The sequence below is a fragment of the Streptomyces sp. MS06 genome (genome assembly GCF_047200655.1).
In the GTDB taxonomy this organism is placed as follows: domain Bacteria; phylum Actinomycetota; class Actinomycetes; order Streptomycetales; family Streptomycetaceae; genus Streptomyces.
The window spans coordinates 25,842-41,473 of record NZ_JBJZOJ010000030.1 but is presented as its reverse complement, the minus strand read 5'-3'; the positions used below and the strand labels follow the sequence as shown (position 1 = coordinate 41,473).

Annotated in this window: 15 protein-coding genes; 6 read left to right on the top strand and 9 right to left on the bottom strand. The window is 72.5% G+C overall.

Translation table 11 applies throughout. From position 1 onward, the window contains the following. Positions 1-16 precede the first annotated feature (16 nt). Both ACL02U_RS17940 and ACL02U_RS17935 read left to right on the top strand, forming a co-directional pair. On the top strand, positions 17-784 hold the full coding sequence (locus ACL02U_RS17940) for a thioesterase II family protein (protein ID WP_412791857.1): 768 nt from the start codon (positions 17-19) through the stop codon (positions 782-784). Between the two features lie 303 nt (positions 785-1,087). Then, complete coding sequence (locus ACL02U_RS17935) at positions 1,088-1,354, top strand: PqqD family protein (protein WP_412791856.1); 267 nt, start codon at positions 1,088-1,090, stop codon at positions 1,352-1,354. Positions 1,355-1,400: 46 nt separating this feature from the next. Here ACL02U_RS17935 and ACL02U_RS17930 read toward each other — a convergent pair whose 3' ends face one another. The 3 genes from ACL02U_RS17930 to ACL02U_RS17920 all read right to left on the bottom strand — a co-directional run bounded on the left by ACL02U_RS17930 (position 1,401) and on the right by ACL02U_RS17920 (position 6,095). Continuing rightward, a complete protein-coding gene (locus ACL02U_RS17930; RefSeq protein ID WP_412791855.1) occupies positions 1,401-1,670 on the bottom strand; it encodes a PqqD family protein in 270 nt (89 codons plus the stop codon). A gap of 223 nt (positions 1,671-1,893) precedes the next feature. Then, positions 1,894-4,704 (bottom strand): AAA family ATPase, encoded by a 2,811-nt coding sequence (locus ACL02U_RS17925; protein WP_412791854.1) that lies wholly within the window; start codon positions 4,702-4,704, stop codon positions 1,894-1,896. 320 nt (positions 4,705-5,024) lie between these two features. After that, positions 5,025-6,095: a fatty acid desaturase family protein gene (locus ACL02U_RS17920; RefSeq protein ID WP_412791853.1), complete on the bottom strand. Its 1,071-nt coding sequence runs from the start codon at positions 6,093-6,095 to the stop codon at positions 5,025-5,027. Between the two features lie 316 nt (positions 6,096-6,411). Here ACL02U_RS17920 and ACL02U_RS17915 point away from each other — a divergent pair, with 316 nt between their 5' ends. The 3 genes from ACL02U_RS17915 (at position 6,412) to ACL02U_RS17905 (ending at position 8,649) form a co-directional block, all read left to right on the top strand. Further along, positions 6,412-7,062, top strand: a complete 651-nt coding sequence (locus tag ACL02U_RS17915) for a LuxR C-terminal-related transcriptional regulator (protein ID WP_412791894.1) — start codon at positions 6,412-6,414, stop codon at positions 7,060-7,062. A gap of 192 nt (positions 7,063-7,254) precedes the next feature. Then, on the top strand, positions 7,255-7,761 hold the full coding sequence (locus tag ACL02U_RS17910) for a hypothetical protein (protein WP_412791852.1): 507 nt from the start codon (positions 7,255-7,257) through the stop codon (positions 7,759-7,761). Between the two features lie 102 nt (positions 7,762-7,863). Further along, a complete protein-coding gene (locus tag ACL02U_RS17905; RefSeq protein WP_412791851.1) occupies positions 7,864-8,649 on the top strand; it encodes a DUF4097 family beta strand repeat-containing protein in 786 nt (261 codons plus the stop codon). Here ACL02U_RS17905 and mftF read toward each other — a convergent pair. The 6 genes from mftF to mftA are packed head-to-tail and all read right to left on the bottom strand — an operon-like array spanning position 8,630 to position 13,779. Beyond that, positions 8,630-10,120, bottom strand: a complete 1,491-nt coding sequence (mftF, locus tag ACL02U_RS17900; RefSeq protein WP_412791850.1) for a mycofactocin biosynthesis glycosyltransferase MftF — start codon at positions 10,118-10,120, stop codon at positions 8,630-8,632. The genes ACL02U_RS17905 and mftF overlap by 20 nt on opposite strands. Then, positions 10,117-10,881: a mycofactocin biosynthesis peptidyl-dipeptidase MftE gene (gene mftE, locus ACL02U_RS17895; protein WP_412791849.1), complete on the bottom strand. Its 765-nt coding sequence runs from the start codon at positions 10,879-10,881 to the stop codon at positions 10,117-10,119. The genes mftF and mftE overlap by 4 nt, the downstream gene beginning before the upstream one ends. After that, positions 10,868-12,058, bottom strand: coding sequence for a pre-mycofactocin synthase MftD (mftD, locus tag ACL02U_RS17890; protein ID WP_412791848.1), 1,191 nt, complete (start codon positions 12,056-12,058; stop codon positions 10,868-10,870). Before mftD ends, mftE begins: the two co-directional genes overlap by 14 nt. A 28-nt stretch (positions 12,059-12,086) precedes the next feature. Next, positions 12,087-13,322 (bottom strand): mycofactocin radical SAM maturase, encoded by a 1,236-nt coding sequence (gene mftC / locus ACL02U_RS17885; RefSeq protein ID WP_412791847.1) that lies wholly within the window; start codon positions 13,320-13,322, stop codon positions 12,087-12,089. Next, positions 13,319-13,621, bottom strand: coding sequence for a mycofactocin biosynthesis chaperone MftB (mftB, locus tag ACL02U_RS17880; RefSeq protein WP_412791846.1), 303 nt, complete (start codon positions 13,619-13,621; stop codon positions 13,319-13,321). The genes mftC and mftB overlap by 4 nt, the downstream gene beginning before the upstream one ends. 14 nt (positions 13,622-13,635) lie before the next feature. Beyond that, a complete protein-coding gene (gene mftA / locus ACL02U_RS17875) occupies positions 13,636-13,779 on the bottom strand; it encodes a mycofactocin precursor MftA (protein WP_412791845.1) in 144 nt (47 codons plus the stop codon). A gap of 281 nt (positions 13,780-14,060) precedes the next feature. Between mftA and ACL02U_RS17870 the strand changes: the two genes are divergently transcribed. Further along, positions 14,061-15,632: a GMC family oxidoreductase gene (locus ACL02U_RS17870; RefSeq protein WP_412791844.1), complete on the top strand. Its 1,572-nt coding sequence runs from the start codon at positions 14,061-14,063 to the stop codon at positions 15,630-15,632.

Genomic DNA, 15,632 nt, shown 5'->3' with positions numbered 1-15,632 from the left:
AGGAAGCCGAGACGTCATGACCGAATCGCTCACCCGAAACGGGGACTGGATCCGCCGGTTCCACCCGGCGGACCGGGCCTCCACCCGCCTGGCGTGCTTCCCGCACGCGGGAGGGTCGGCGACGTTCTACTTCCCCGTGTCGCGCACACTGTCGCCGGACGTGGACGTCCTGTCCGTGCAGTACCCGGGTCGGCAGGACCGACGGCACGAGCCCTGTCTGGGGACGGTTGCCGAACTGGCCGACGCGGTGGTCGAGGAACTCCTGCCGTGGGCGGACCGGCCGCTGAACCTGTTCGGCCACAGTATGGGCGCGTCCCTGGCCTTCGAGGTGGCCCTGCGGCTCGAACAGCGCGGACCGGGACTTCAGGGGCTGTTCGTCTCCGGCCGGCGCGCCCCGTCCCGGTTCCGCCGCGAGACGGTCCACCTGGCCGACGACGAGACGCTGATCAAGGAGCTGGGACGGCTCAGCGGCACCGACTCGCAGGTACTGGGCGACCCGGAGATCCTCCGCATGATCCTGCCGGCGATACGCAACGACTACCGGGCCGCGGAGACCTACCGCTTCACCGGGGACAAGCGGCTGGCCTGCCCGGTCACCGTGCTCGTCGGCGACCGGGACCCGCAGGTCACCGCGGCGGAGGCGGAGGCGTGGGCGGAGCACACCACCGGCGCCTTCCGGCTGCGCCGGTTCGACGGCGGCCACTTCTTCCTGAACGCCCACGCCGCCGAGGTGATGTCCGTCATTTCACACCAAATCGGCGTGCCCGTGGCGGGGTCCCGGTAAGTGGTGACGCCCTCTTCGTGACGGGCGTCGAAATGCGAAAGCGGATACGCCGGGCGCGCGTTCCGCCCCATTCCGTTACCGGAACGTCATCTGTTGGCGGTTTGTTTCCAAGGACTTCACACGGTTGTAAAAATTATATACAATAAGCGCGTCGGGGAGTTCTTTACCAAGATGCGCCGGGAATTACCCGGACTGCTCGAGTGCAGGTGGCGCCTCGTCATCACCGCCGGATCAATGCTCTACCTCTTGTGATGTTCCGACGCCCCTGGATTCGGACGTGGATTGTCGCAAGGAGGGGGATCCATGCATGTGCGGCCCACGCCCGGTGTGACGGCGACTATTCTGCAGAGCGGAGAACTCCTCCTGCGTCCGGGCGGCGGCGAGACGCGCATTTTCCCCAAGCTTTGCGCCGCGATGTGGATAGCCTTGCGGCAGCACGGTGGAGACATCGACCGGGCGGCCGCCGCGCTCGCCGCGATGTGGAATTCCGAATCGGTCATCATCTGCGCCGAACTGGAGATCTGGGTGGACGAGCTGCGGGCCGAGGGGCTCGTGGGGACCACTGCCTGAGCCGCCGACCGACGCTTCGCTCCCGGGAGGGGCGACGGCCGCGCGCTCACGGCACGTTGTGCACCAGCCCCGCGTCGCCGAGTTCGTTCACCCACACGTCGAGGTCGGACCGCATGCAGAGCGGGTCGACGCCCCACAGCGCCGCCAGCAGATCGGCGGCGGGCTCCAGGTGGCCGCCGTTCTGGCGCAGCGCTATCCACATCGCGGTGCTCACCGGCCCCCAGCAACTGCGCACCCCCGAGCGCCTGGAGTACAGCTCCAGGCCCCCGTTCTCCAGAACGACCGCCGTTACACCCAGATTGGGTCGAATGGGCACGATAGCCTCCCCGCGGACCACGTGCAGTCCGCCCTCCCGCGTCTTCGACAGGTGGCCGTACGCGGGGCCCGGTCACCGGGCCCGCGCGACGACGACACCTCTTCATGGTGGCAGGGCGTGTGGGGGTTGCAGAGGGGGGTTGGATCCACTGTTGAGGTGTAGGAGGCACCCGGCCGGCGGAACTGACTGATTTGCGATCGCACGGCGACGGCGCCGCCGCCGATCAGCATGCCTGCGGATTCTGCGGCCCGGCGCTGCCCACCGCGTGTTCGCGATGGAGCGTCAGCCCCGCCGGCAGATCGGCCCGGCCGCTGACGTTGAGCTTGCGGTACACGCGGGTCAGGTGCTGTTCGACGGTGCTGACCGTGATGAACAGGCGGCGGCTGATCTCCCGGTTGGTGTGCCCCAGGGCAGCCAGGGTCGCCACCCGCCGCTCGGCGTCGCTGAGCACCGACTCGGAGACGGAAATGACCGGTTCCGCCTCGTCCTCCCGGGTGAGCTGCTGGGGCACTTTCGGCGCCTGCAGCGTACGGGCCTCCTGCGCGGCCTGCCGGGCCACCACACGGGCTCGACGGTACTGTCCCTGCTCGTGGTGCACCTGGCTCAACTCATCCAGCGCGCGCGACAGTTCGAGCCGGTCGCCGGATTCCTGGAGGGCGTCGACGGCCTTCCTGAGCAGGGACGACCGCAGCTTGACCTGGCTGGCCTCCGCGAGGAGGCGCAGCGCATGGCCGCGCACCCGGGGATTGTCCGCCCCGGGGCGCCGCAGTTCCTCCTCCACGAACTCGCGCGCCGTCTGCGTCTGGTTCATCCGCAGATGCGCCTGGGCCAGGCCGCTTCGCCAGGGCGCCATTATTGGCAGGTCCATGCCATGTTGCTGCATGAGGTCGCCGCATCGCTGGAAGTCGTTGACGGCGGCCAGGATCCGGCCGTGGGCGAGGTGGTGATGGCCGCGGGCGTGCAGGTATCGCATCCCGAACACCGTCTCGAACATGGCGGGCGGCACGGCACGGTCGGGCAGCGACGTCTGCCTGCCCACCGCGATGTCCGACAGCAGCGCTATCGACAGGGGCAGACCGGCGACCACCCCCCAGCTCTGCATGGGCATCAGGTCGAGCGCCGTCCGCGCCTGCGCGCCCGCCTCCGCCAGGTTGCCCTGCCGCAGATGGGCGTCCGCGCGCAGTGCCGTCAGCACCGCCTGCCAAGTCGTGGCTCCGCACTCCTGCGCCTGCTGCCGCAGCGAGTCGCACCAGGGGGCCGCCAGATCCGCTCTGCCCGCGTAGATGAGGGCGGACAGGGCGCAGGCGATGGCTTCCAGCGTGTGGTCGCCCAGCCGGCAGCTGCGCAGTATCTGCTCGGCCTGGTGCGCCACCCGGCTGCTGCTCCGGGCGTCCAGTGCCGCGGCCAGGGTCGCTCCGGCCTGGGCCCACACGTTGCCGTTCACCTTGGCCGACTTCCGGCCCAGCGTCAGGTCGGCGACGGGTGAGGCGTTCCGCTGGGGCCGTCGCGGTGAACCGTGGATCCACTCCTGGGTCAGCCGTAGCTCCGCCGCCGTCTCGGAGTCCGACGTGGTGTCCGCCCTGCCGAGGATCTCGGCGGTGACCTTCTCCGCGTCCTGGCTGCCCTGCCACAGGAGATGCCGGGCCAGCAGCGCGGCCTCGCCGCAGTGCAGCCTCCCCGCGTTCAGCGCCTCGTGCAGCGGGGCCAGGTGGCGGGCGGCGGCACTGGGGTTGGCACGCCACTCGATGCGCATCAGCGCCTCCCGGACCGCCGTACGGGAGGCGTCGTCGACGCAGGTGCCGAGGGCCAGTGTCAGGCACTGGACCGCGAACTGGGGGCGGTTCAGCGACAGCGCTTCCGCAGCCGCCTCCCGCAGTGTGTCGGCCGCCCACTGCCCCTGACCGCTGTCCGCGGCGATCAGGTGGTGCGCCACCTCGGAGGCGGCGATCCCGTGTTCGTGGAGCAGGGACGCGGCCCGCAGGTGCAGCGCCGTGCGGTCGACCGGCTTGAGGCTGTTGAGCACCGCCGCGCGGGCCGCCTGGTGTCGGTAGAGGTGGCCGTCCAGCAGGCCCGCGTCCTGGAGTACGTCGATGATCTGGGCGGCCGTGTCCTGTCTGACGCCGATCAGCCAGCGCACCATGTAGGGGGAGGAGTAGTCGCCCAGGACGGTGAGTGCCTGCGCCACCTCCAGCAGCAGCGGATCCCAGCGGTGCAGGCAGTCCAGTACGGCACGGCGGAAGGCGCTGCCCGGTGCCGACGCGGATTCCTCCTCGGGGCCGGGGGCGTCGCGGAATTCGTGGCCGCCGGCCGAGGCGTCCTGGAGCAGGGCGCGCACCAGAAGGGGGTTGCCGCCGCTCCACCGGTGCAGGCGCTCGGCGCCGACCGAGTCCGCGGTCACCGCCGGGTGCTGCGCGGCCAACCGCTCCACGCCCTCCCTGCTCAGCATGGGCAGCTTGATCAGGTAGTGTGGACGGCGGGTCAGTTCGGCGCGCGAGCGCATGGGGGTGGCGGCCCGGTGGTCCCATTCGCTGAAGACCAGCATCACCCGGGCGGCGCGGATACGGCGCTGCAGGAACAGCAGCACCTGCAAGGAGACCGAGTCGACGAACTGCAGGTCGTCGACGGCGATGATCAGGGGACGGTCACGGGCGAGGTCGAGCAGTACGGAGCAGATGCCGTGGACCCGGGTGACGTGGGACTGGCGGATCGTCACGGAGTCGGTGTCGTCCTCGGCGACGGGTGCCGAGACCGTCACCATGCGTGCCACGTCGCCGGCGACCGCCGGGGGCAGGGCCGGGCTGCGGAGTAGCTGGTCCAGCACCCCCATCTGCAGGGTGCGTTCGGCGCGGGAGCCGGTTGCGTTGAGGACCAGGGCCCCCGAGGCGGCGACCCGGTCGGTGAACGCGTCGAGCAGGGCGGTCTTTCCGCTGGCTAAACCGCCGTTGATCAGGACCACCTGCCCCCGGCCGGAAGCGCTCTCACATTGGAGTCGTTCGAGTAGATCCATGGGTCGATCGCGTTCGACGAGCGTCATGTCGTCGGACCCCCCCGCTATACGCGTGTGTGGCAAGGACGTATGACTAAGACGTGCGACCGAATATAGCCCAACCCCCGCGCCTCTGGTGAAGCTTTGTGCTAGTAGCTGACGGGTGTCGGGTGATCGCTCTGTGTGTACGCACGTCGAAAAAGGCCGGGGCTTCCGCGATGTCGGAAGTCCCGGCCGGGCCGCACCCCGACGACGGGGGTGGCGTCGGGGTGCGGCGGTCCGTGGTTGCGGCTCGGCGGCCGCATGGTGGAGCGCTGATCTATACATACTTACGTATGTGACAAACGTACGTCAGGAAGCGTGGGCCGTCAAGTCGCCTTGCGCTGCCGCCTGATGGGCTCTCCCGCCCGGTGCAGGTGCGCGAGCGCCTCGCGGTAGGACCGGATCAGCCCGGTCTCGTAGTAGGGCACGCCGATCTCCGCGCAGTACTTCCGCACGATCACCTGGGCATGCCGCAGATGGGGCGTGGGCATGCTCGGGAACAGGTGGTGCTCGATCTGGTAGTTGAGCCCTCCGAGCATCACGTCCGTGAGCCGACTGCCCCGCACGTTGCGGGAGGTGAGCACCTGGCGCCGCAGGAAGTCGGGCCGCTCGTCGCCGGTGAGGGTGGGCATGCCCTTGTGGTTCGGGGCGAACGCGCAGCCGAGGTACACCCCGAAGAGGCACTGGTGCACGGCGAGGAACGCCACGGCCTTGCCGGGGGACAGCACCAGGAACAGCGCGGACAGGTAGGCCGCCAGGTGCAGGACGAGCAGCGCGCCCTCCAGCAACCGGTTCTTCATGGAGGGCGAGCGCAGCGCCCGCAGGCTCGACACGTGCAGGTTGAAGCCCTCCAGCGTCAGCAGCGGGAAGAAGAGTAACGCCTGGTGGCCCCCGATGAATCGGGCCAGGCCGCTGCTGTTGCGCGCCTGCTCGGTGGACCACACCAGGATGTCCGGAGCGACGTCGGGGTCGAGCTCCTCGTGGTTGGGGTTGGCGTGGTGACGGGTGTGCTTGTTCATCCACCACCCGTAGCTCATGCCGATGGCGAGGTTGCCGAGGAGGCGGCCCCACGTCGCGCTGGGACGGCGTCGATGGAAGACCTGCCGGTGAGCCAGATCGTGTGCGACGAGCGCCACTTGGCCGGACACGAAGGCCATGGCGGCGGCGACGGCCAGCTGCCACCACGTGTCGCCGAGTACGAGGAAGGCCGCCCCGCCACCCAGCAGAGCCGAGATCACCAGGCCGAGCCGCACCGCGTAGTAGCCCGGACGCCGGTCCAGCAGGCCCGCCGCGCTGATCCGTTGGGAGAGTCTGGCGAAATCGCTGCCGGCACCGGAGGGCCGCGCGGGGGCGGCGGGCGCTGCGGTCGCGGTGGGAGCGTCGGTGGAGAACGTCATGCAGCCGAGTCTGCGGACGAACGTTCCGTGCCGACAGCAGGCCAGGTACCCGATCCGTCGGGGGGACTCCCTCCGGTCCCCCCGGGGGTTACCACCACCCCTACGCCACTGACCTCGCACTTCTCCACGGAGCCACGCCGCGGACGAGGGGTCGTCCCCCGTCCGTGACGGACAGAAGATAGGGGGCGCAGGGCCTCGACTGCCACTTGGGCGGACGCGGACTGGGTAGATTCGTCGCAACGGCGGGCGCCGGCACCCGTTCGGCGCCCGTGGTTCCGTGATCCCTGACGACCTCTCGGCAATGTTGGAGACCTCCGTGCGCGTGGTGCTCGCCGAAGACCTCTTCCTCTTACGCGACGGGCTGATCCGCCTGTTCGAGGCCTACGGCTTCGAGGTTCTCGCGGCGGTCGACAACGGGCCCGATCTCAGCCGTGCCCTCGACGACAGCCGTCTGGAGGTGGCCGTCGTCGACGTCCGGCTGCCCCCCTCCCACACCGACGAGGGGCTGCGCTGCGCGCTGGCCGCCCGCCGGAAGCGGCCCGGAATGCCCGTGCTCGTGCTCTCCCAGCACGTCGAGCAGTTGTACGCGCGCGAGCTGCTGGCCGACGGCAGCGGCGGGATCGGATACCTGCTGAAGGACCGCGTCTTCGACGCCGACCAGTTCGTCGACGCGGTGCGCAGGGTGGCGGGCGGCGGTACCGCCATGGACCCCCAGGTCATCTCGCAGCTGGTGGCCAGGCAGTCCTCGGAGGGAACCTCGATCGGTCGACTGACCAAGCGCGAGACCGAGGTGATGGAGCTGATGGCGCAAGGACGCTCCAACGCCGCCATCTCCGCCCAACTCTGCATGACCGAACGCGCGGTCGCCAAGCACACCGCCAACATCTTCGGCAAGCTCGGCCTGGCCCAGTCCGAGGACGACAACCGCAGGGTCCTCGCGGTCCTCGCCTACCTCGACCAGAACTGAGTCCGGGGATGGACCACACGCGTCCGGTCCCGGCTCCCCGCCGTGCCGCACCCCTTACCGCCCACTGCCGCGGCCCCGCCGTCGGCAGGCGGGAACAGGGGTCCGTCGGGGGTGTCCCACGCTTCGGAGCCGGCCCTAGCCTGACGCAATGCCGACGACATCTTCGACCGGTACCGGTGCCGAGGCGGCACCGTGACCCGCCTCCCGTATCCGCCGCAGGACCGCGCCTCGGCGCGGCAACGACGGTGGGACGCGGTGCGCACCTGCGCGCGCACCGCCCTCGCCCGGCTGGCCGCGCCCCTGCCGACGACCGACGCCCCGCCGTCCGTCCTCCCCTCTCCCGCGGCGGAGGAGGACGACGCCCCGCCGCTCGCGACCGCCCCCACCGGTCAGGTGCGCGCAGTGCACACGGTGATGCCCTGGGACGATCTGGTGGGCAGCGCTCAGGTGAGCGTCCGCCTGACCTGGTCCCCCCTGGTCGGCCGGTTGATCGGACTCGACGACGGCGTGCCGCCGCCCTCGCCCGCCCCCGACGGCCACGGCAACGGCCCGCCGCGGTCCCTGCCGGCCACGGGCGGCACGGCCCGCCGGCCACCGACCACCCGGACGACCCAAACCACCCGGACGGCCCAAACCACTCGGACGGCTCCGACCGCCCGAGTGGCCAAGACGTCCCGGACGGTGCCGGTCCAGCCGTGACCGACCGGCCGCCGGGCACCGGACGTCGGCGGGCACCGATCCCTGGACTTGACCCCCCCCATGCGGGCCCCCGAGCCCGCTCTGACGATTGGTGAAGGCGCGATGGCGTTCTACGAATTCATGGCGGACGGCCCGGTGACCGCGCGGGTGCGCATCACCGGAGGAAGCTGCGCGGTCCGGGCGGGCGACGCCCCCGGCGTCACCGTCGAGGTGGCCCCGGCGGTGTCCTGGCGCTCCGGCGACCGCAAGGCGGCCGAGAGCACCGAGGTGAGCTACCACAACGGTGTCCTGTCCGTGGACCGGGGACAGCCGGGCGACCGGCTCAAGGGACGCATCCGGCTCTCCGTCACGGTGCCGGCGGGCTCGGCGCTGGAGTACGCCTCCGATTCGGCCGACCTCGTCTCGCACGGTCCGCTCGCAGCGCTCGTGGCCGACACGGGCTCAGGCGGTGTGGAGGCCGACAGCGTCATCGGCGACGTACACCTCGACCTGGCCTCCGGGGACACCCGGCTGGGCAGCGTCGGCGGCTCCCTGACCTTCGCCACCCGTTCCGGCGGGATGCGGGTGGCGCACGCGGGCGGCCCGGTCAGCGGCAAGTCCGCGAGCGGCGACATGCGGCTGGGCACCGCCGAGCGGGAGGTCCGCGTCGAGACCTCCTCCGGTGACGTCCGCATCGAGACGGTCCGCGGCGGCCTCGTGCAGGCCACCACGTCGTCCGGCGACGTCAGCGTCGGCGTGGCCCGGGGCATGGGCGTGCGGACCAGCCTGCGCACCAGGAGCGGTGACCGTCACGGCGACCTCGTCGACGGCGCCCCCTCCGAGGGAGGCGGAGAGGTCATCGCGGACATCACCACGGCCAGCGGCGACATCACGCTGCGCCGCGCCTGAGGCGACGCGGCCCGCGCCGCCTCGGGAGCAGGCGGCGCACGCCGTTTCGGTACGCGACGCGGGGGCGCAGCGCCGCCGTCGAGCGGCCTCTCAGTGCGGAGATCCATACGCCGGAGCCGTAGGCGAGGTCGTCGAGGCGCCGTGCGATGCCGTAGGCGACGGGACGCGGCCGGGCGGCGGCGTAGCGCCGGCCCGGCAGTTCCAGGGCGACGTCGGTGACGGCCGCCACCGCCGCCGCCCGCCGTACCCGGCGCGAGGCGAGGCAGCCGACGGCGGTGAGCGGCCACCAGTGGCGGGTCAGCAGCGCCGCGCCCTGGCCGAGCGCCGCCAGCGTGCCCAGTCCGGTGAGCCGCACGGCGTGCCGCACCGGCCGCTCGACCCCTTTCAGCTTCTCCACGTTGCGGGCGGTGACGCCGATCGCGATGCTTCCCGCGACGGGTAGGGACCAGCGCCGCTGCGCGAGCAGGGCGAGGAGCAGTGCCGCGCACCAGGGCGCCAGCACGGCGGGGGCCATGTGCTCCGGGTGCCGCTCGGCGAGGGGGTGGGCACCGGTGCCGTAGAAGGCCTTGCGGCGGAACCAGTCGACATGGTTCACCCGGTGCTCGTGGGCGGCCTGGGCAGCGGGTTCGTAGCGGACCCGGTGCCCGGCCCGGACGACCCGCCAGCACAGGTCGACGTCCTCACCCACCCGCATCCCGGCGTCGAAGCCGCCCAGGCTCCGCAGCACGTCCGTCCGGGCGACCACGCATGCTCCGGGCACCCAGGAGACCGGGGTGCCGGGGCGGACGGCGGCCGGGTGGCCGCCGAGGTCCAGCGAGGAGCGGACGCTCTCGTAGCGGCCGAGCCAGCGGCCGGAGTCCGCAGTGGCCAGCGCGGTGATCCTGGGCGCGGCCAGGGCGACTTCGGGGTCGGTGAAGTGCCGCAGCAGCGTGGGCACCGTCCCGGGCGCGAGTACGACATCGGAGTCGACGAACGCCACGTAGGGCGTGGCGACCTCGCGCAGTCCGGCGTTGCGGGCGCCCGCAGGCCCGAGGTTGGTGGTGAGGGCGATCAGACGGGCCTCGTGCCGTGCGGCGACGGCGGCGACCGGGCCGGGGCTGCGGGAGGCGTCGTCCACGACGATGACCGGGGTGCCGGCCGGGGGCCGGATACTCGCCAGGAGACGGTCGAGCTCGTACGGCCGGTCGCGGACCGGGACGACGTAGCTGCACGCCGGACCGGAGCCGCCGGGGCCGGGAAGCGGCGGCAGGTCCCGCACGGACGGCTGGGCGAGGCCGGTGTCCAGCAGGCGCTCGGCGAGGACGGCACCGGCCGCGCAGCGCACCCGCAGCGTGCGTCCGGTGAGCAGCGGCACGGCCCGGGGGCCGAGCCGCAGCAGGCGGGTCGGATGGCCGCCCAGGAGGGTCCGCCCGGAGTCGAGGACCCGGGTGGTCCTGTCGAGGGTGACCACGAAGCCGTGCGGGAGCGTCATGGGCGCGTCGGCTCCCGTCCGCCGGCGGGACGCGGCGCGTCCCCGGCGTCGACGAGACGGCCACGGGCGTCGGCCCGTCCCGCGGTGACGAGCCGCACGGCCGTGGACACCATCTCCTCGAGCAGGGCACGCCCCTGCTCGGCCGTGGCACCGGTCGGATCGCCGAGCACTCCGGACGGGGAGACCGCACGCACCCCATCGGCCACGAGGTGCGGCAGCAGCACCTCCAGCGGCCGGGTGTCGCCGGCGACCGCGGCGGACAGCCGGACCTGCTCGGGCGCCAGGTGCAGCATCAGGGACGTCTCGCTGCGGCCGGCGTGCGCGTCACCGCCGGGTGTCCCGCAGCCGAGCCACGCCACGTCGTGGCCCTCGCCGCGGAGCTGCGCGAGGGCCGTGCCGACGGCGACGGCGTTGCCGCCGTGCCCGTTGACGAGGACGGTGCGGCCGGCCCACAGCGACAGCGACCGCACCGTCTCCACCAGGACGATGCGCAGTGCCTCCAGCCCGATGGACACCGTCCCCGGGAAACCCGCGTGTTCCCCGCTGGCGCCGTACGCGATGCAGGGCGCCGCCAGGGCCGGCCGTGCGGAGAGCCGACGGGCCGCGCCGCGGGCCACGGCCTCGGCGATGACGCCGTCGGTGTGCAGCGGGAGGTGCGGCCCGTGCTGCTCGACGGAGCCGACGGGCACCAGGACCAGCGCACCCTCCGCGACCTCGGGCCACGCCGACCGCGCCAGCTCCACCCCGTCACCCCACGGCACGCGGAACACCGAGGGCGCGGGTGAAGCCGTCCGGGACCACCAAGTCGTCCGGGCCCAGCTCGGCGGCGGAGGAGTGCCCGAGGCCGAGGACCGCGGAGTCCAGGCCGGAGCGGAGGATGTCCAGCACGTTCTCCACGCCCGCCTGCCCGTTCGCGGCGAGCCCCCACAGGTAGGCGCGGCCGATGAGGACGGCACGGGCGCCGAGGGCCAGGGCCTTGGCGACGTCGCCGCCCCGCCGGACGCCGCCGTCGAGCAGCACCTCGATCTGGTCACCCACCGCCTCGGCGATCGCGGGCAGCAGGCGGATGGTGGCGGGAGTGGTGTCCAGGTTGTTCCCGCCGTGATTGGACACCGAGATGCCGGAGACGCCGGCGTCGACGGCGCGCCTCGCGTCGTCGACCCGGGCCACGCCCTTCAGCAGGAACGCGCCGCCCCACTCCTCCCGCAGCCACTTGACGTCGTCCCAGGTGGGCGGCGTCGTCTGCATCCACTCGCCGTACGCGCCGAAGAAGGTGGGGGCCGGGCCCCCGGCCGGCCGGAGGTTGGGGACGGTCAGGTCGGGCAGCCGCCGGGACGAGGCGAACGCCCACAGCCAGCGCGGGTGCGGCAGGACGTCGGGCGCGAACCGGAGTGCCGTCCTGAGGTCGATCCGCTCGGGGATCGCCGGACTGCCCCAGTCCCGTCCGTGGGAGAACGACCAGTCCAGGGTGGCGATCAGTGCTCTGGCCCCGGCCGCCCGGGCGTGCTCCATCTGCCGGGCCATGGCCTCCCGGCTGCCCATCCAGTACATCTGGTAGAACGTGTTCGCGTTGGCCCGGACGACCTCTTCCACGGGCATGCTGGCGAACGAGCTCAGCCCCATGATCACGCCTCGGTTCGCCGCCGCGCGTGCGACGGCCACCTCGCCGTCGGGGTGGACCGCCTGGACACCGGTCGGTGAGATCACCACCGGCAGCGCGGACTCCACCCCGAGCACGGTGGTGCCCAGGTTCCGCTCGGCGTGATGGCCCACGACCCGGGGAGCGAAGCCCAGTTCGGCGAACGCAGCGGTGTTGTCGTCGATGGTCCGGCCGCGTTCGGAGCCGGCCACGAGTGCGCCGTAGACGGTGCTCGGAAGGTACTTCTCGGCGCGTCGCTGCGCCTCCGCGACGGTCTCGAACCAGGGGTTTCTGCCCATTGCCGGGGACTCTCTCTCGCTGGGGACGTCAGGTCGTGCCGTCGGCCGGGTCGGCCAGGGGGTCCTCACAGCACGCAGCGACCGGAGGCCGGTCGAGGTCCGCGCGCCGGGTGAGGACGACGTCGACGGGACGGGGGCGGGCCGCGGTGCGGTGGGAGTGGTCACCCGACGGCTTGGGTACGGTGCGGCCCCGTTCGGCGAGCAGTTTCTCGCCGTGTCCCCGGACGCATTCGGGATCGGGCCCGTCGAGCGGCAGTCCGGTGAAGAACTTGGCGGCCATGCAGCCGCCCTTGCAGGTGTCGTAGAAGGCGCACGAGTGGCACGCCCCTCCCTGTTGCGGCTCGCGCAGCCGCCGGAACAGGTCGGAGTCGCGCCACACGCCGACGAACCCGTCCGGCCCGCGGACGCTGCCGGCGAGGAACTCGTCGTGGATGGCGAACGGGCACGCGTACACATCGCCGACCGGGTCGATCAGACACACCACGCGCCCGGCGCCGCACAGGTTCAGACCCGGCAACGCCTGTCCGAAGGCGGACAGGTGGAAGAAGGAGTCCCCGGTGAGCACCGTGTCGCCGTGCGCGACCAGCCAGTCGTAGAGCTGCCGTTGCTGCCCGGGCAGGGGGTGCAGTTCGTCCCAGACGTCGGCGCCCCGCCCGGAAGGGCGCAGCCGGGTCAGCCGCAGTTGCGCACCGTACCGGTCGGCGAGCACCTTGAAGTCGTCCATCTGCGGGATGTTGTACCGGGTGCAGACGACCGACAGCTTGAAGTTCTTCGCCCCGGCGGCGGCCAGGTGGCGCATCGCGCGCAGCGCGGTGTCGTACGAACCGGACCCGCGCACCGCGTCGTTGACCTCGGCGGTGGCGCCGTCGAGCGAGATCTGCACGTCGACGTAGTCGTCGGCGGCGATACGCCGGGCGGTCTCCGGGGTGATCCGCGCACCGTTCGTGGAGAACTTGACACCGATGCGACGGGCGGTGGCGTAGTCGAGCAGTTCCCAGAAGTCGGGGCGGACCGTGGGCTCGCCGCCGCCGATGTTGACGTAGAAGACCTGCATGGCCTGCAGTTCGTCGATGACGGCCTCGGCCTCGGCGGTGGTCAGCTCCCTCGGGTCCCGGCGGCCGGAGCTGGACAGGCAGTGGGTGCACGACAGGTTGCAGGCGTAAGTGAGTTCCCACGTCAGGCAGATCGGGGCGGCGAGGCCGTACTCGAACAGGTCCACCAGGCGGGAGCCGGGCCGGGTCGTCACGGGGATGGCATGGGTCATGCGGTCGGTTTCCTTTCGACCAGCATCGACGAGCGGGCCAGGGCCGCCATGGCCCTGCCGTACCGGAGGACGTCCCCGTCGGCGACGTCGGCGGCCGTGCAGGCGGCCCGAGCGGTGGGTGCCGAGGCGAGGGCCTGGAGCACGTGGAGGAGCCCGCGGTCCTTGAGGAAGGTCAGTTGCCGGGTGCCGAAGTGGTACAGCAGGGCGCCGAAGGGCTCCGGCCGGACCGCGACCTGCGGATGCAGGTCCCAGGCGCGGTCCAGGTCGAGGTCGGTGACGGACGAGGGTCCGGCGGACATCGTGGGGGCCGGCTCTAGTAGACGCCGCACATGCCGTCGATCGAGATCTCTTCGATCAAATCGTCCACGGCGAGGGGGGATTCGTCGGTGGCTGCGGCGGACGGGGGCGTCCGGTCGGCCGAGTCGGAGTCGGTGCCGGACGGGTTGGGCTCGTGCATGTGACTCTCCCTTGAGGATCCGAGTGGTGGCGCAGGGGGGAGCAGGGCAGAGCGGGCCGCACTCGGTCGGGCGTGTGTCGTGCCGACCGCACCGTGCGTCCCGGGAACAGTACTGGCATGCGGTGCCAAAAGGAAGGGCCGACGGTCGAGGACACCGCTGCGAACGGGCGAGGCCTTGCGCCCAACGGCCTTGGCGGGCTTGGATCCTGAGCCATGACACCAGGCCGGTACCCCGCTCTCGTCGCCGCCGTCGACGTCCGCGCGGCTGCGGGCCGACTGCCGTGAACCCCCGGCCCGACGTCGTCGTGGTCGGCGCCGGAGGCGCCGGTGCCGTCCTCGCGGCCCGGCTGAGCGAGGACGCCGACCGGAACGTGCTGCTGCTGGAAGCCGGCCGAGTTCCCCGCGGTGCGGCCGGGTTCGGCCCCGCACTGCTCGACGCGCGGTTGGTGCCGGGCGCACAGCCGGATCATCCGGCCGTGCACGCCCACGCCGTACGACTGGCTCCGCACCGGCCGTGGCAGGTGCCCCGCGGGCGTGTCCTCGGCGGATCCACCACGGTCAACGGCGGCTACTTCATCCGGGCCCGGCGCGAGGACTTCGACCGCTGGGCCGCCGCGGGGAACCCCGCCTGGGCCCACGACAACGTCCTGCCCCTGCTGCGCGCCCTGGAGACCGACCTCGACTTCGGTCCCGGCCCGGCGCACGGGCAGAGCGGGCCGATGCGGATCACGCGCAGCCGCCTGGCGCACCCGGCCGCCTCCGCGTTCCGCGAGGCCGCCCGCGCACTGGGCTTCCCTGCCGAACCCGACAAGAACGACCAGGCCCCCGCGGGCTTCGGCCCCGTGCCCTCCAACTCGGTCGACGGCGTGCGCCGCAACACCGGGCTCAGCTACCTGCCGCCCGAGGTGCTCGACCGCCCCAACCTCACCGTTGCCGATGGCTGTTCGGTCCAGCGTGTCGTCGTGGAGCGAGGCCGCGCCACCGGTGTGCTGGCCGAACGCGGCGGCGACCGCACCAGGTTCGACGCGGGCACCGTCGTTCTCAGCGCAGGCGCCCTCGCCACCCCGCGCCTTCTCCTGCTCTCCGGGATCGGCCCGCACGCCGACCTCCGGCGCATCGGTGTCCCCGTGGTCCACGACGCGCCCGCGGTCGGCACCCGCTTCGGCGACCACCCGCAGCTCGTGCTCGACTGGGCACCGCACCACGACCTGGGCGAGCCCGCCGGGTCCTGGCTCGGCGGCTGCCTGCATCTGTCCTCCGCAGGCACCTCGGCCCCGCGTGCCGGTCGCGGCCCGGGCGATGTGGAGATCCTCCAGTCCCTGATTCCCCTGGCCGGACTCACCGGCGGTGCCGTGCGCGTCCCCGGCGCCCCGCTCCCCTTCCTCGCCTCCGTTCAACTCCCCCATCCCACCGGGCGCCTGCGCCTACGGTCCGCCGACCCCGCTGTGCCGCCCCGTATCGACTACCGCTATCCGAGCTCCCCGGAGGTCCGGCACCGGCTGCGGACCGCCGTTCGCGTCACCGCGGAACTCCTCGGCACGCCCCCCTTCGCGGCACTCACCTCCGGCCTGACCGAACCGGTGTCCCGCTTCCTCGACGACGACCGCGCCCTGGACCACTGGATCCGCGGCCGTCTCGGCACGGCCCAGCACACCTGCGGAACCGTCCCGATGGGGCCCGTCGACGGCCCCGCCCGCGGCGCGGTCGACCAGTTCGGCCGGGTGCACGGCGTCCGCGCGCTGCGCGTCGCGGACACCTCCGTCCTCCCGGACACCCCCCACCGCGGCCCCGCCGCGACGGCCGTCCTCGTGGGCGAGCTGATCGCCGACGCGATCCGGCGCGACCTGCCCTGA

What these genes read in the sequence shown, in the direction of transcription:
- ACL02U_RS17940 (WP_412791857.1), top strand. Translation starts at nt 17, where the DNA reads ATGACCGAATCGCTCACCCGAAACGGGGACTGGATCCGCCGGTTCCAC.
- ACL02U_RS17935 (WP_412791856.1), top strand. Translation starts at nt 1,088, where the DNA reads ATGCATGTGCGGCCCACGCCCGGTGTGACGGCGACTATTCTGCAGAGC.
- ACL02U_RS17925 (WP_412791854.1), bottom strand. Translation starts at nt 4,704, where the DNA reads ATGACGCTCGTCGAACGCGATCGACCCATGGATCTACTCGAACGACTC.
- ACL02U_RS17920 (WP_412791853.1), bottom strand. Translation starts at nt 6,095, where the DNA reads ATGACGTTCTCCACCGACGCTCCCACCGCGACCGCAGCGCCCGCCGCC.
- ACL02U_RS17905 (WP_412791851.1), top strand. Translation starts at nt 7,864, where the DNA reads ATGGCGTTCTACGAATTCATGGCGGACGGCCCGGTGACCGCGCGGGTG.
- mftF (WP_412791850.1), bottom strand. Translation starts at nt 10,120, where the DNA reads ATGACGCTCCCGCACGGCTTCGTGGTCACCCTCGACAGGACCACCCGG.
- mftD (WP_412791848.1), bottom strand. Translation starts at nt 12,058, where the DNA reads ATGGGCAGAAACCCCTGGTTCGAGACCGTCGCGGAGGCGCAGCGACGC.
- mftC (WP_412791847.1), bottom strand. Translation starts at nt 13,322, where the DNA reads ATGACCCATGCCATCCCCGTGACGACCCGGCCCGGCTCCCGCCTGGTG.
- mftB (WP_412791846.1), bottom strand. Translation starts at nt 13,621, where the DNA reads ATGTCCGCCGGACCCTCGTCCGTCACCGACCTCGACCTGGACCGCGCC.
- mftA (WP_412791845.1), bottom strand. Translation starts at nt 13,779, where the DNA reads ATGCACGAGCCCAACCCGTCCGGCACCGACTCCGACTCGGCCGACCGG.